Consider the following 13192-nt stretch of genomic DNA (forward strand, 5'->3'; position numbering starts at 1 on the left):
TCGTCGATATCGTGGGCGTCATAGGCAATATCGTCGGCGATCGCCGCCACTTGCGCTTCCAGCGACGCAAAACTCCACAGTTCCAGATCGAATGTCGCCATGTAGTCGGAGATTCCGGCGGGAATGCCATGGCCACGATAACGCCCCGCCGCCGCCCCGCTGGGTTCGGTCAGCGGCCCGTTGTGTTTGACGATGCCTTCCAGCGCCTCCCAGGTCAGGTTGAGCCCATCGAACTCGGGATAGCGATGCTCCAGCGAGGTGACGACGCGTAGGGTTTGCGCGTTGTGGTCGAAGCCGCCATGGGCCTGCAGGCAGGCATCCAGCGCCCGCTCGCCGGCGTGCCCGAACGGGGGATGGCCGAGGTCATGGGCCAGCGCCAGCGCTTCCGTCAGATCCTCGTCGAGGCCGAGTTGCCGGGCCAGCGCGCGGGCGATCTGCGCCACTTCCAGGCTGTGGGTCAGCCGGGTGCGGTAGTGATCGCCTTCGTGGAACACGAAGACCTGGGTTTTGTGCTTCAGGCGTCGAAAGGCGGTGGAATGGATCACCCGGTCGCAATCCCGGCGGAACGGGCTTCGGGTCTTGCTCGGCGGCTCCTGGAACAGCCGCCCGCGGCTGCGTTCAGGGTCGCAGGCATAGATCGCGCGAGGGGCTGCCATTCCGACCGACACGGTGTTTTAATCCTTATCCAATTGATTCCACGGGCTTGCGCACTTAACTATGGGGAGCGCCGGATACCAAATAATTTGGGGTTGGCGGCGAGACGGAGAGCTCTCATGACGACAGCCGCAATGACAGCCGTCACCATCAGCGAGCGGGCGGCCCGCCGCATTGGGGAGATTCTCAAGACCGAGGGCGACGGCGCCATGCTGCGCATCAGCGTCGAGGGCGGCGGCTGCTCGGGCTTCCAGTACAAATTCGACGTCGAGCGGGCGCAGGCCGAAGACGATTTGGTGATCGCGCGCGACAGCGCCGTGGTGCTGGTCGATCCGGCCTCGGTGCCGTTCCTGGCCGGCTCGGAAGTCGATTTCGTCGACGATCTGATCGGCGCCTCGTTCCGGGTGGTCAACCCCAACGCGACGGCGTCCTGCGGCTGCGGGACGAGTTTTTCGATATGAGACCGTAGGGTGGGCAAAGGCGCACTTGCGCCGTGCCCACCATCTTCATGCGATGAATTATTTGGTGGGCACGGCGCGAAGAGCGCGCCTTTGCCCACCCTACGCAGTGAATATCCCTAAGCGATCTGCACGAGGTCGGCCTCGAACTCGCGGCGCATGCTGCGATAGGCTATCTCCAGACGCGCGACGGCGTCCAGCAACTCGCCGGCGCCGATGGCCGCCGCCCGGCGTTCGATCAAGCTCGCGATATCGGATATTTCGCTGGCGCCGAGCGTCCTGGCCGATCCTTTGAGCGCATGGGCTTCGATCTCGAGCAGGTTGCGGTCGTTGCCTTCGGTGAACAGGCCGAACATCGCCAGCCGCGCCTCGGTCTCGCGCGCGAACACCGCAAAGGTCTGCCGCACCCCATCTTCACCGATCGCGGCGGTGAGGTGGACCAGTGTGGTCCGGTCGAGCGGCGCAGGCACAAAGGTTGAAGCAGGCTCCGCCGGCAAGTCCGCAGCAGCGATCGGCGCGCCGCCGATGGCCCGCAATACCGCGGCGATCAGCGCCGGCTTGCGCAGCGGTTTGGCCAGAAAGTCGGACATTCCGGCATCCCGGCACAGGTTGATATCTTCCGCGAAGGCGTTCGCGGTCAGGGCTATGATCGGCAGCGTCGCGCAGCGGCCGCCAAGGTCGCGGATCGCCCTTGTCGCGGCGAGACCATCCATCTCCGGCATCCGCACATCCATCAGCACGAGGTCGAAGTCGGCCTCCGGGACAGCCTGCACCGCCTGCACACCATCGGTCGCAATCCGTATCTCGACCGTGAACTCCTGCAGCATCTTCACCACCACCAACCGGTTGGTGGCGTCATCCTCCGCGACCAGCACACGCAACGGACGGCCCAGCGCCGCGATGCGGGCTTTCAGGTCTGCGGCGCCGACGCGATCCGTGCGTTGTTCCAGCACCACCTTGTCGCTCGAGGGCAGCGTCAGGCTGAATCGGAAAGTGGCTCCCTGGCCTGCCCGGGAAACCACAGCGATCGTCCCGCCCATTTGCTCGACGATGCGCCGACTGATGGCCAGACCAAGGCCGGTGCCGCCGAAGCGGCGGTTGATCGAAACGTCGGCCTGGGCAAAATCCGTGAACAGCCGGTCGACACGATCCGGCGGAATGCCGATGCCGCTGTCGGAGACGCTCCATTCCACCATAGCGGCGCGGCCCTCTCGCGACGTGCAGGCAACCCCGATCGTCACGCCGCCGCGCTCGGTGAACTTCACGGCGTTGGAGGCGAGATTGAGCAGGACCTGACGGATTCGCGCGACGTCTCCGCTCAGGGCGGACGGTAGCTCCGGATCGATTTCGACTTTGACGGTCAGTCCCTTGCTTTTGGCGCTCGCGCCGATGATCGCGGCGACGGCGTCGACCAATGCGGCCGGCGAAAAATCGATGGTCTCGAACTCAAATCGGCCGGCTTCGAGCCTCGACAGGTCGAGAATGTCGTTGAGGATGCGCTGCAGATGTTCGCCGGATTCCTGGATGGTAGCCACCGCGTGGTGTTGCTCCGGATCGAGCCTCGTTTCCAGCAGCATGCTTGCCAAACCGAGCACACCGTTCATCGGCGTGCGGATCTCGTGACTCATCATGGCAAGGAAGCCCGACTTCGCCTTGTTTTCCGCCTCGGCCTGCTCCGCTCGCCAGCGTTCGGTGACGTCGTGGCCGACACCGCGATAGCCGGCGAAATTGCCGTTGTGATCGAGCGTCGGCTTTGCCGTCAGCGCCCAGAGACGGGGCTGACCGCCGGCGACGACGTGAACGATGATTTCGTGCAGCGGTTCGCGGTTTTTCATCAACGTGGCAATGGCTGCCACATTTGGCCCATCCGAGGGGCAAAGCTGTTCCAGCGCGCTGGCGAAGCAAGCCCCCTGCAGCAACCGACGTGGGGTTTGCGCCACTTCGACGAACCGCTCCGGAACGTGGATCAACCGCCCCTCTGCGTCGGTCTGCCAAAGCCAGTCGCTGGCGTTCTCCTGAAATTCCTTGAGCAGCAGCGAGATCGTCTCGGTCTGACGTTCGAGTTGCAACTGCGCCCGCAAATTGTCGAAGAACAGTTTGCCGTTGGAGATCAGGTTGCGGGAGATAAAGACGGCGTAGATCAGCAGAAAAACCGCTGTGACGAGATAGGCATCGACCCGGCAAAGCACCAGGGCCAACGCGGAGGCGGAAGCCATTGTCCAGGTGTATGCCAGCCCTGCGCTGGGCACCGTGGAGAGCGTGAACCCGCCGGCGGAGATCATTCCCGCCATCAGGCACGCCACGATCAATTGATGCGTCGGCCCGATCGCGGGAAGCAGCACCACCGCCATCGCTCCCCAGGCCAACGCCAGGATAAATGATTGAATGGTCAGCCGCCTGATGGCGTTCCGCGACGCTTCGTTGGGCACGCGTTTGCGCGACCGCGCCCACGACCGCATCGCCAATGCCGCAGCGGAAGCGATGGTCAGCCCCCATGCGCCGAGAAAGATGTTCGAACCGCTGTTCCAGAAAACGAACAGGACAATCGCGACATTGAAAAGATTGATGGTCATGGTGATCGGGACGAGGCGCGTTATCGCGTCGATCTGCTTGGCGCGGATACGCCGCATTTCGCGCTCGCTGACGTCGCCCGGTTCAAACCGGGCTCGGGCAAAAATGCCGCCGAGCCAGTCAACCGGCGCGACCGACGGCCCGACGCCTGCGGCTGCCTTGCCGATCGCCAAATTACCGGACCGTTCCATGCTCCCCGAGACCTCTGTGCCGCACAAGGGAACAGTCCGCGGCGCTTCGACGGCGTTAATTTGGCGCCCCGTAATAATACGCATCAGCCGGCGCTACGGCTTTGCGAACAGCGCCCTCGCATTGCCATGGGCGATCTGCCGGGCGACGTCAGGTGGAAGCTGTGCCAGCCAGGCGCGATAGCCGGCCATGATATCGCCGTAAGCGGCCCAGCGTTCAGGTACCCAGGTGTCAGAACCGAGCAGGAACCTGTCAGGGTAGCGTTCGAATAACGCCCGCCATTCCGGCGTCAGTCTGCCGGAGCCATCGGTGATACCGCTGCGATAGGACAACTCGCCCCACAGCTTCGGGTATTTTGAAAGCATCGCCGCGACGCGGCCGGTCGGCAGACCGAAGCCGGTATGCGCCCAGATGATGCGCGCCCTCGGATTGTGCCGCATCAGGATTTCGACGGCCTCGTCGTCGGCATGGGCATGCAGATAGAGATCGTGGGCCACCGCGAAGTCGACGGTCTTCTTCACCCACGCGTTCTCCGCCGACTTGCCCGACAGATGAAACTCGCCGATGCCGCGGTAATAGCCGCGTTTGAATTCGTCCTGCACGAGATCGAAGATGGCGGGATCGCTGAACCAGCTGTTGATATCGGCGCGGACGCGGTACGGACGGAGGAACGGCACCACCTGCAGCCCATCCGCTTTGGCATCGACCAGCGCATGGGTGCCGGTATTGGGACGGCTGGTCGCAAGGATGCCGGTGACGCGATGCTTTTTGAAAAGCGCCAGCACCTCGTCGAGCTGGTAGAATGGTTTTGGTTCCCAATTGTAGTGCAGGTGCGCGTCGAAGATTTCGATCGGTTCGTCGGCCTGAGCCGCATGGCCCAGCGCCGCGAGCAGGCTCGCTGCGATCAGGATGGCAAGACGCCCGCGGCGAGATCTCATCTTCAGCTTCGCGCCATTACTCCGCCGCGACCACGTGCGGCCGCTCGACATTCTCGACCTCGTCGGCCTGCGGCTCGAGGCGGCGCTTCAGGCGGCGGTCGATGCGGTCGAGATAGATATAGATCACCGGGGTGATGAACAGCGTCAGCAGCTGCGACACGCAGAGACCCCCGACCACGGCGACCCCGAGCGGCTGACGCAGCTCGGCACCGGCGCCGGCGCCGATCGCGATCGGTAGCGTGCCGAAGATCGCCGCGAAAGTGGTCATCATGATCGGACGGAACCGCAGCAGGGCTGCCTCGCGAATGGCGTGTTCGGCGCTCAATCCGACGCGGCGGCGCTCCAGCGCGAAGTCCACCATCATGATGGCGTTCTTCTTGACGATGCCGACCAGCATCACGATGCCGATCATCGCGATCACGGACAGCTCCATGTTGAACAGCATCAAGGTCAGGATCGCGCCGATACCGGCCGACGGCAGACCCGAGATGATGGTGATCGGATGGATGAAGCTCTCGTAGAGAATGCCGAGGATGACGAAGGCGGCGAACACCGCGGCGAGGATCAGCACACCCTGCCCGCGCAACGATTCCTGGAACACCTGCGCGGTGCCGGAGAAGCCTGTGGCGATGGTCACCGGCAGCTTCGCATCAGACTCGATCTTTGTAATCTCATCGACCGCGTAACCCAGCGAATAGCCAGGCACCAGGTTGAACGAGATCGTCACAGCGGGCTGCTGGCCTTGATGGTTGATCTGCAGCGGCCCGACCGTCGGCACCAGACGCGCGACTGCACTGAGCGGGATGGTCTGGTTGTTACCGGTCTTCATATAGAGCCGGTCGATATCCGACGGATCGATCCGGAACTGCGGCTGCGCCTCCAGGATGATCTGGTAGTCGTTGGTCGGCATGTAGATGGTGCCGACCTGCCGCGCACCGAACGCATTGTAGAGCTGGTTGCGGACCTGATCGACAGTGACGCCGTAGACCGCGGCCTTTTCGCGGTCGATGTCGACCGTCATCTGCGGGTTCTTGATGTAGAGATCCGTCGTCACATCGAGCAGGCCCGGCACCTTGGCGATGCGGTCACGCATCTCGGGCGACACGCGATACAGCGTCTCGGTGTCGCTGCCTTGCAGGACGTACTGATACTGGCTCTTCGACGGACGGCCGCCGACGTTCAGGTTCTGGATGCTCTGGAAGAAGGCCTGCAGCCCCGGGATCGCCAGCGATTTCTGGCGCAACCGCGCGATCACTACCTGCGCGGGATCACGCTCCTTTGCCGGCTTCAGCGCCACGAACAGCCGCCCATAATTCGCGGTCGCGTTCGGACCGCCGGAACCCACCGTGCTGTTGATATACTCGACGGCAGGATCGGTTTTCAGCAATGCAGCCAACGCCTGCTGCCGCGCCGACATGGCCTCGAATGACGTATCGGTGGCGGCCTCGGTGGTGCCGCTTAGAAAGCCGGTGTCTTCCTGCGGGAAGAAACCCTTCGGCACGACCATGTAGAGATAGACGGTGCCGCCGAGCGTCGCCAGCGTCACCACCAGCATCAGCGCCTTGTGCGCCAGCACATGATCGAGCGCCCATTCGTAACCACGCAGCCATGCGGAGAACATCCGCTCGAAGGCGCGCAGAACGAAATTTTCCTTGTGCTCGGGATCATGTGCCTTCAGCACGCGGGCGCACAGCATCGGCGTCAGCGTCAGCGAGACGAAGCCCGACACGATGATGGCGACAGCGATCGTGACCGCGAATTCACGGAACACGCGGCCGACAATACCGCCCATCAGCAGCACGGGGATGAACACCGCGATCAGCGAGAAGGTGATCGACACGATGGTGAAGCTGATTTCACGCGCGCCCTTCAGCGCCGCGTCGAACGGCTTCATGCCGAGTTCGATGTGCCGGACAATGTTCTCCAGCATGACGATGGCGTCATCGACCACGAAGCCGACCGACAGCGTCAGCGCCAGCAGCGTCATGTTGTTGATGGAGTAATCCATCATGTACATGACGGCACAGGTGCCGAGCAGCGAGATCGGAACAGCCAGCGCCGGAATGAAGGTCGCGGAGGCCGAGCGCAGGAACAGGAAGATCACGATGATCACCAGCCCGACGGCGATCAGCAGCGTCTCCTCCACGTCAGCGACGGCTTCGCGCACCGAGACCGAGCGGTCCATCATGGTTTTGACTTCGATCGACGGCGGCAACTGCGCGCGCAGCGACGGCAGCCTGGCGCGAACGCCATCAACCACGGCGACGGTGTTGGCGTCGGGCTGCTTCTGAATCGCAAGCACAATGGCGCGCTCGCCGTTCAGCCAGGTCGCAACCTTGTCGTTCTCGACGGCGTCATAGATCTTGGCGACTTCGTTGAGCTTGACCGGGGAACCGTTACGCCAGGCAACGACAATCTGATCGTAATCGGCAGCTTTCGACATCTGGCCAGACGCCTGCAGCGAAATATCCTGCTTCGGTCCATTCAGCGTGCCGACCGGCGTCGATGAATTGGCGCGCGACACCGCGGTGCGGATATCTTCCAGCGACAGTCCGCGGGCTGCGGCGGCTTCCGGATCGGCCTGAACACGAATGGCGAATTTCTGCGTGCCGTAGATCAGCACCTGCGCCACGCCGGGAATCTGCGACAGCGCCTGCCCGATAGTGATGTCGCCGAATTCGTTAACGGCAGAGAGCGGAAGGGTCGAGGAAGTAAGGGCAATGAACAATACCGGGAAATCGCCGGGGTTCACTTTGCGGAAGCTCGGCGGGATCGTCATTTCGATCGGCAACCGGCGCTGCGCAATGGTCAGCGCGGTCTGCACGTCGAGCGCTGCGGCATCGATGTTGCGGTTGAGGTCGAACTGGATCGTGATCGAGCTGATGCCCTGCGACGAGCTCGACGACATCGAGGAGATGCCGGCGATGGTCGACAACTGGCGCTCGATGACGCCGGCGACCGAGGCCGCCATCGTATCGGAGCTGGCGCCCGGCAGCGTCGCCGTCACCGCAATGGTCGGGAAGTCCACCTTCGGCAGCGCCGACACGGGCAGCAGCCGGAAACCGAAAATGCCAAACGCGACGATCGTCGCCATGATGAGCGTCGTCATCACGGGGCGGCGGATGCAGAGCTCCGAGAGGGTCATGGTTTATGCCCCGGCCTTGCGCACCCGGGCTTCAACCCGCGTACCTTGCATCAGCAGCAATTGGCCGTCGACAACCACATCCTCATTGCCACTCAGGCCGGATGTGACGACTGAAATTCCCTGAAACGTCCGGCTCACTTCGACCGGCTGCACATGGGCTGTGCCATCCTTTACCGTGAAGACGAAATTGCCGGTCTGGCTGCGCTGTACGGCGACGGTCGGCACCACGACGCCATCCTCGGTGCGCACAATCAGCTTGGTCTGCACCAGAGTGCCCGGCCACAGGGTCTCCGAGGGATTGTTCATGATGCCGCGCACGGTGACCATGCCGGTAGTCGAATCCACCGTATTCTCCAGCATGGCGACCTTGCCGTCTTCCGAGCGGCCGCTGTTGGGGATGGTCGCGATCACCTTGGTCGAACCCGCCGCCATCGCTTCGCGGAGATCGCCGAGCACACGCTGCGGGATCGCGAAGGAGACATAGACCGGCGCCATCTGGTTGATGGTCGCCAGCGGCGTGAGATCGGCCGGGCGCACGAAATTGCCGACCTTGACGTTGGCCTGGCTGATGCGGCCGGCGAACGGCGCGCGGATCAGGGTGAAGCTCTTCTGGACCTTGAGATTGTCGAGCGCAGACTGGTCGGCCTGGATGGTCCCGGTGAGAATATCGGACTGGGTCTTGGCGTTATCGACATTGACCTGGGTGGTGGCGCCCTTGCCAATCAGGTCGCTGTAGCGCTTGAGGTCGCGCTCCGCGCCGGCGAGCTGGGCGCGGTCCTTGGCCAGCGTACCTTCGGCTTGCTCGATCTGGGCGTCGATCTGGCGGGCATCGAGGGTGAACAGCAGGTCGCCCTCCTTCACCTTGGCGCCGTCCTCGAAATGCACAGAAATAATGGTGGTCTCGACGCGGGATTTCAGCGCCACGCTGGAGATCGGCGTCACCATGCCAATCGAATCGACCTCGACCGGGACCGGCTTGCGCTCGGCCTTGGCGAGTTCGACGGCCACCACCCGCACGCGCGGCGGAGCCTGGGCACTGGCATTGCTGCCGTTCCACGATGCACGCGTCAGATAGGCAGCGGCAGAAGCTGCGCCCACAACAAGGATCAAGACAATCGGTGTACGTTTCTTCATCACATCCCACGTCAACAGAACCGGAAACTCGGACCGTCCTTATTCCAGCCCTGACAGCGACTTATGCGCTTTGTCCCAGCCTATCACGGCCGGGTGAGGCATGGTATGCACGCCAACAAGATTTCGCCATCATTATTACCGGTAACGGGCTCTCGGCCGGACCATCGCTTTCGCGCCATCGCCTGCACCGAGCCGTAGCCCGAGCGCTCCCAGCCGGCCGATGGCAGCGGCGGTGCAAGTCGCTATAACGACATCGGTTTGAATCAGGTCTCGGCAGGAACAACGCATGCGCATCGCCACTTGGAACGTGAACTCGGTCCGGCAGCGGCTTGACCATCTGTTGACCTGGCTGCGCGACTGCGCGCCGGACATTGTCTGCCTGCAGGAGATCAAATGCGTCGACGAAGCGTTTCCGCGCGAGGCGATCGAGGCGCTCGGCTACAATGTCATCACCCACGGCCAGAAGACCTTCAACGGCGTCGCTTTGCTGTCGAAATACCCGCTCGAGGAGGCCACGCCACGGCTGCCCGGCGACGACGATGACCTGCATGCGCGCTTCATCGAAGGCGTGGTGTCGCTGAAATCCGGCGTGGTGCGGGTCGCCTGTCTGTATCTGCCGAACGGCAATCCGGTGGATACCGAGAAGTATCCCTACAAGCTCAAATGGATGTCGCGGCTGCACGAATTCACGAGGTTACGGCTAAAGACCGAGGAGCCGCTGATCCTGGCCGGCGACTTCAACGTGATTCCAGCTGCGGCCGACGTCCACAATCCCGCCGCCTGGGCCAATGACGCGCTGTTCAAGCCGCAGACCCGCGAGAGTTTTCAGGCGCTGCTGGGGCTGGGCATGACCGACGCGCTGCGCGCCGTCACCGACGAACCCGGGCAGTACACGTTCTGGGATTACCAGGCGGGCGCCTGGCAGAAGAACTGGGGCATCCGCATTGACCACCTGCTGCTGTCGCCACAGGCCAGCGACCGGCTGGTCGATGTCGGCATCGACAAGTATGTGCGGGCTTGGGAAAAGCCGTCCGACCATGTGCCGGTCTGGGTGGATCTCGATCTCGAGGCGGCGTAGTCGCCAACCGCGGCCGGGAAGCAAAGAACTCAGTCCCGCTTGCCCTGCACCCAGTGCTCGAGCATCTGCAGCGCCATGGCGCGGTCGTCTTCGGAGGCCTTGCTGATGGCCCGGTTGTAGCTTTCCTGGATCCAGGTCTCATCCGGCGCGGCGTTGTCGCGCGCCAGCGTCAGCCACATCAGGCCGCGGGCCATCTGCTTGGGCAATTGCTCGCCGTTGAACAGCATCTGGCCGAGCAGCGCCTGGGCCTGATGCTGGCCCTTCTGCGCGGCGAGGCCGAGCCAGCGTGCGCCGTATTTGGTGTCGCGCGGGGCGCCGATGCCCTTCAAGTACAGCCGGGCGAGGTCGTATTGCGCGTCGGCATTGCCGAAATAGGACGCGGCATAAGAGAACATCTCGCGGGCGCGCTCGGTATCGACCTTGACGCGTGAATTCGGGATGCCGTCGAGGTAATAGCGGCCGAGCGCCACAAAGGCGTTGGCGACGATGGCCGCCTGCGGAGCCGACGGGCTGTCTTCGGCATGCGCATTGGCGATGCGGCTGAAATATTCGAAGGCACGCAGATCGTCCTGAGCGACGCCGTTGCCGTCGGCATACATCCGGCCGAGCTTCCACTGCGCGATCGGATGGCCGCCCTCGGCGGCGTATTGCAGGGCGGTCAGCGAGGTTTCGGGCCGGGCGGCTTTCTTCAGGACGGGCGCGACGCCCGGCATTGCCGTGACCACCGGGATGGTCGCATCCGATCCGACAGGTGCGCCATCAAAGGACAGTGCCGGGGTTGCCACGGATGCGGCACCCAACACCAACGCTACCAAGAATGTACGCTCAATCCGCATAACATTGTTTCTCGTGCGCCCTGCCCGGATGGCTGGCTGCCGCGTCGGCAGTCGGTTCAACCCGCTGGGCAATCGTCCAAACAGCCCCCGACGAGTGGTTGGTCGCGCGCGGCAGCCATTTGGTCTGGCGCGCGGCCCCTTCTTCGTCAGTCAATTTTACGTCAAGTGTGCCGTGCAACGGCACACTACCTGTTTCGAGTATGTCTTTGGCGACATCACGGCCGCCCGGTTTCGAATCCGGGACACTGGGTGTCTTTTTGAAGATTTCAGCGGTGGCGAAAGAGGCGAACGAGATGAAGCACCGGTCGACCGGGGTCATCGCACGGAAATGGGAGCGCCGCGCCGCGCGGTCCGGACCATTTGTCACGAAACCGCTCGGCGGCAAATTCACATCCGTGGTTGGCGTCCTGGCGTCCATCTCGAACCTGGTATCCCCGACCGTCCGTCGCCCTGGAAAACGACCCGTTTTTCCATCACCTGCGCGAGCGTCGTGGCCATCTGCTGATGCCAGATGATTTCACGGAGGCGTGTGGCTAAATAGCGGCGCACGCAAGGACCGGTTGTGTAGAGGGTTAAATCTTGGGGGGACTGTGGCCCGGACGCAACATTCGTCGCGGTGGGGCACCCCTCTGGAGCGAGACTAAAGTATCAGATGGGTACGGAGTCTCGCCCCACACCGGATCGTCTCGTGCGAAGGAAGCCTTAGCCCTGAAAGCCAAAATCGATGCTACTGCCTCGCGCCGTCTGAACGAGGCCGAGCGCGCGGGCTCTCGCCTTCGCTGGATGACGCCAAATGCGGACTGACAGCTATGGGGATCGTGGCGCGTGCCCTTAGAGCCCGGTAAAGCCCGCCTTCACGGGATCATTGCTGCCGTCGAGTTCGCGCAGGTAGGTCAAACCACACACGGTCAGGCGGTGTGGATCGGTTTCGCCGCCGTCGAACAGCGACTGCACGTAGGCCGACACCTTGATCCGGGCTTCCTCATTGGCGGCATGGGTTTGGTTCAACATCATCTCGTAGGTCTTCATGATGCGGTCGATGGTGGTCTGCATAAGACGGTCTTCTCCTTCAGACATCAGTTGCGAGCCGGGAAGCTTCGAACGAAGCGATCGCCTTGTTGGCAAGGCGGATCCTGTTGACCTCACCGCGGTCAAACATTTGCACGATGATTTCGAGCAGGCGATCATGGGTGAGATAGGTCTCCGGGATAGCGCCAGTCCTGCGCAGATAATTGGAGGCGATGGCATAGGCGTCGCCCACCACCTCGACGTTCATTACCTGCAATCCGCGCTCGACCAACATAGCAAGTCTCTCCAGTTGCAACGATAAAGCGCGGGGTCGGCCACAAGTTCCATCGGCGCAGACTTATTTGCGGGCGCGGCAAACCCGTCATCGTCTTGGAGGCCTCAACGACAAATCGGCCCGCTGTTTCCAGCCGGCCGATCAGGGAGGCAATCATTGGAGGCGCCAGCCATTGGCTGCTATCAGCCCACTTGAAACCCGGTCAAAGACAACTACCTCAGGATTCTGACGGTCGAGCCCGCCCCTGCTCCCGTCGCGAAGGCCCTGCCGAGCAAGCTCGGCGGGGCTTTTTGCTATTTGACCGCTTCGGTGAGTGGTTTGCCCTTATCAACGACGAACACATTCAGCATCTTGAGGACCTTGTCCCCCGCGATCTTGAATCCAGCATGAGGGATGTCGCGCTTGTTGATCACCACCGCTCCTGCCGGAAACGGGCGCTCTGTGCCATCAGGCAGTTCAAGAGTCGCACCTTCAAGGACGTAGACGATCTCTTCTCCCGGATGAACATGTCTCGCCAGCATCTCGCCAGGCTTCACCTCCACGGCAACGATTTCCATATTCGTGCCGGTCAGGTCGGACCATTTCAGTTCAGTTCGAACCTGAGCGTGGGCGGCTGCAGTCGTTCCAAGCAGGAAAATGGCTATCAAACGAGGCATTGAAACCTCCCTGAAAGAAACCTCCCGGCAAAGACTATCGTACACCTGTCGTTGAATTTGCCGAGTGTCGCTTCACGCACCGGCGGGCGTTCAAGGCGACCTCCAAAAGAAAATCGGCCCGCTGTTTCCAGAAGGCCGATCAAGGTCAATCGCAGGAGACGTCCGCCGTTGGCCGGCGTGTTGTCGATCATCGAGGGCAACAGGGAGGAAGCGGCACGTGGCCGGCCTTG

Annotated in this window: 12 protein-coding genes; 2 read left to right on the forward strand and 10 right to left on the reverse strand. The window is 62.7% G+C overall.

Translation table 11 applies throughout. From position 1 onward, the window contains the following. Nucleotides 1–668: dGTP triphosphohydrolase (dgt, locus tag JWQ24_RS05655; RefSeq protein ID WP_299805451.1), on the reverse strand; the 668-nt coding region annotated here is incomplete at its 3' end. A 105-nt stretch (nt 669–773) separates the two neighbouring features. On the opposite strand from dgt, the gene erpA reads away from it, so the two are divergent. Further along, on the forward strand, nt 774–1115 hold the full coding sequence (gene erpA / locus JWQ24_RS05660; protein WP_299805453.1) for an iron-sulfur cluster insertion protein ErpA: 342 nt from the start codon (nt 774–776) through the stop codon (nt 1113–1115). 116 nt (nt 1116–1231) lie between these two features. Here erpA and JWQ24_RS05665 read toward each other — a convergent pair whose 3' ends face one another. The 4 genes from JWQ24_RS05665 to JWQ24_RS05680 form a co-directional block, all read right to left on the reverse strand. Continuing rightward, nucleotides 1232–3874, reverse strand: coding sequence for an ATP-binding protein (locus JWQ24_RS05665; protein WP_299805456.1), 2643 nt, complete (start codon nt 3872–3874; stop codon nt 1232–1234). A 93-nt stretch (nt 3875–3967) separates the two neighbouring features. After that, entirely contained in the window at nt 3968–4810 is an 843-nt protein-coding gene (locus tag JWQ24_RS05670) for an amidohydrolase family protein (protein WP_299805458.1), read from the reverse strand. 16 nt (nt 4811–4826) lie between these two features. Beyond that, nucleotides 4827–7955 (reverse strand): efflux RND transporter permease subunit, encoded by a 3129-nt coding sequence (locus JWQ24_RS05675; protein WP_299805459.1) that lies wholly within the window; start codon nt 7953–7955, stop codon nt 4827–4829. A 3-nt stretch (nt 7956–7958) separates the two neighbouring features. After that, nucleotides 7959–9089 carry an efflux RND transporter periplasmic adaptor subunit gene (locus JWQ24_RS05680; RefSeq protein ID WP_299805461.1) on the reverse strand — a complete coding sequence of 377 codons (1131 nt, stop codon included), beginning with the start codon at nt 9087–9089 and terminating at the stop codon, nt 7959–7961. Between the two features lie 286 nt (nt 9090–9375). On the opposite strand from JWQ24_RS05680, the gene xth reads away from it, so the two are divergent. Then, a complete protein-coding gene (gene xth / locus JWQ24_RS05685) occupies nt 9376–10167 on the forward strand; it encodes an exodeoxyribonuclease III (protein WP_299805464.1) in 792 nt (263 codons plus the stop codon). 29 nt (nt 10168–10196) lie between these two features. On the opposite strand, the gene JWQ24_RS05690 is transcribed toward xth, so the two are convergent. The 5 genes from JWQ24_RS05690 to JWQ24_RS05710 form a co-directional block, all read right to left on the reverse strand. Further along, the gene (locus tag JWQ24_RS05690; RefSeq protein ID WP_299805467.1) at nt 10197–11003 is read right to left on the reverse strand and encodes a tetratricopeptide repeat protein; all 807 of its coding nucleotides are present in this window, start codon (nt 11001–11003) and stop codon (nt 10197–10199) included. After that, nucleotides 10993–11421: a hypothetical protein gene (locus JWQ24_RS05695; RefSeq protein WP_299805471.1), complete on the reverse strand. Its 429-nt coding sequence runs from the start codon at nt 11419–11421 to the stop codon at nt 10993–10995. Before JWQ24_RS05695 ends, JWQ24_RS05690 begins: the two co-directional genes overlap by 11 nt. Before the next feature lie 413 nt (nt 11422–11834). Continuing rightward, complete coding sequence (locus JWQ24_RS05700; protein ID WP_299805473.1) at nt 11835–12056, reverse strand: hypothetical protein; 222 nt, start codon at nt 12054–12056, stop codon at nt 11835–11837. Between the two features lie 16 nt (nt 12057–12072). Continuing rightward, nucleotides 12073–12306, reverse strand: a complete 234-nt coding sequence (locus tag JWQ24_RS05705; protein WP_299805475.1) for a hypothetical protein — start codon at nt 12304–12306, stop codon at nt 12073–12075. 293 nt (nt 12307–12599) lie between these two features. Continuing rightward, nucleotides 12600–12962 carry a cupin domain-containing protein gene (locus JWQ24_RS05710; RefSeq protein WP_299805477.1) on the reverse strand — a complete coding sequence of 121 codons (363 nt, stop codon included), beginning with the start codon at nt 12960–12962 and terminating at the stop codon, nt 12600–12602. Nucleotides 12963–13192: the final 230 nt, after the last annotated feature.

The sequence above is a fragment of the Tardiphaga sp. genome, assembly GCF_028290495.1.
Lineage (GTDB): Bacteria > Pseudomonadota > Alphaproteobacteria > Rhizobiales > Xanthobacteraceae > Tardiphaga.

What these genes read in the sequence shown, in the direction of transcription:
- erpA (WP_299805453.1), top strand. Translation starts at nt 774, where the DNA reads ATGACGACAGCCGCAATGACAGCCGTCACCATCAGCGAGCGGGCGGCC.
- JWQ24_RS05665 (WP_299805456.1), bottom strand. Translation starts at nt 3,874, where the DNA reads ATGGAACGGTCCGGTAATTTGGCGATCGGCAAGGCAGCCGCAGGCGTC.
- JWQ24_RS05670 (WP_299805458.1), bottom strand. Translation starts at nt 4,810, where the DNA reads ATGAGATCTCGCCGCGGGCGTCTTGCCATCCTGATCGCAGCGAGCCTG.
- JWQ24_RS05675 (WP_299805459.1), bottom strand. Translation starts at nt 7,955, where the DNA reads ATGACCCTCTCGGAGCTCTGCATCCGCCGCCCCGTGATGACGACGCTC.
- JWQ24_RS05680 (WP_299805461.1), bottom strand. Translation starts at nt 9,089, where the DNA reads ATGAAGAAACGTACACCGATTGTCTTGATCCTTGTTGTGGGCGCAGCT.
- xth (WP_299805464.1), top strand. Translation starts at nt 9,376, where the DNA reads ATGCGCATCGCCACTTGGAACGTGAACTCGGTCCGGCAGCGGCTTGAC.
- JWQ24_RS05690 (WP_299805467.1), bottom strand. Translation starts at nt 11,003, where the DNA reads ATGCGGATTGAGCGTACATTCTTGGTAGCGTTGGTGTTGGGTGCCGCA.
- JWQ24_RS05695 (WP_299805471.1), bottom strand. Translation starts at nt 11,421, where the DNA reads ATGGACGCCAGGACGCCAACCACGGATGTGAATTTGCCGCCGAGCGGT.
- JWQ24_RS05700 (WP_299805473.1), bottom strand. Translation starts at nt 12,056, where the DNA reads ATGCAGACCACCATCGACCGCATCATGAAGACCTACGAGATGATGTTG.
- JWQ24_RS05705 (WP_299805475.1), bottom strand. Translation starts at nt 12,306, where the DNA reads ATGTTGGTCGAGCGCGGATTGCAGGTAATGAACGTCGAGGTGGTGGGC.
- JWQ24_RS05710 (WP_299805477.1), bottom strand. Translation starts at nt 12,962, where the DNA reads ATGCCTCGTTTGATAGCCATTTTCCTGCTTGGAACGACTGCAGCCGCC.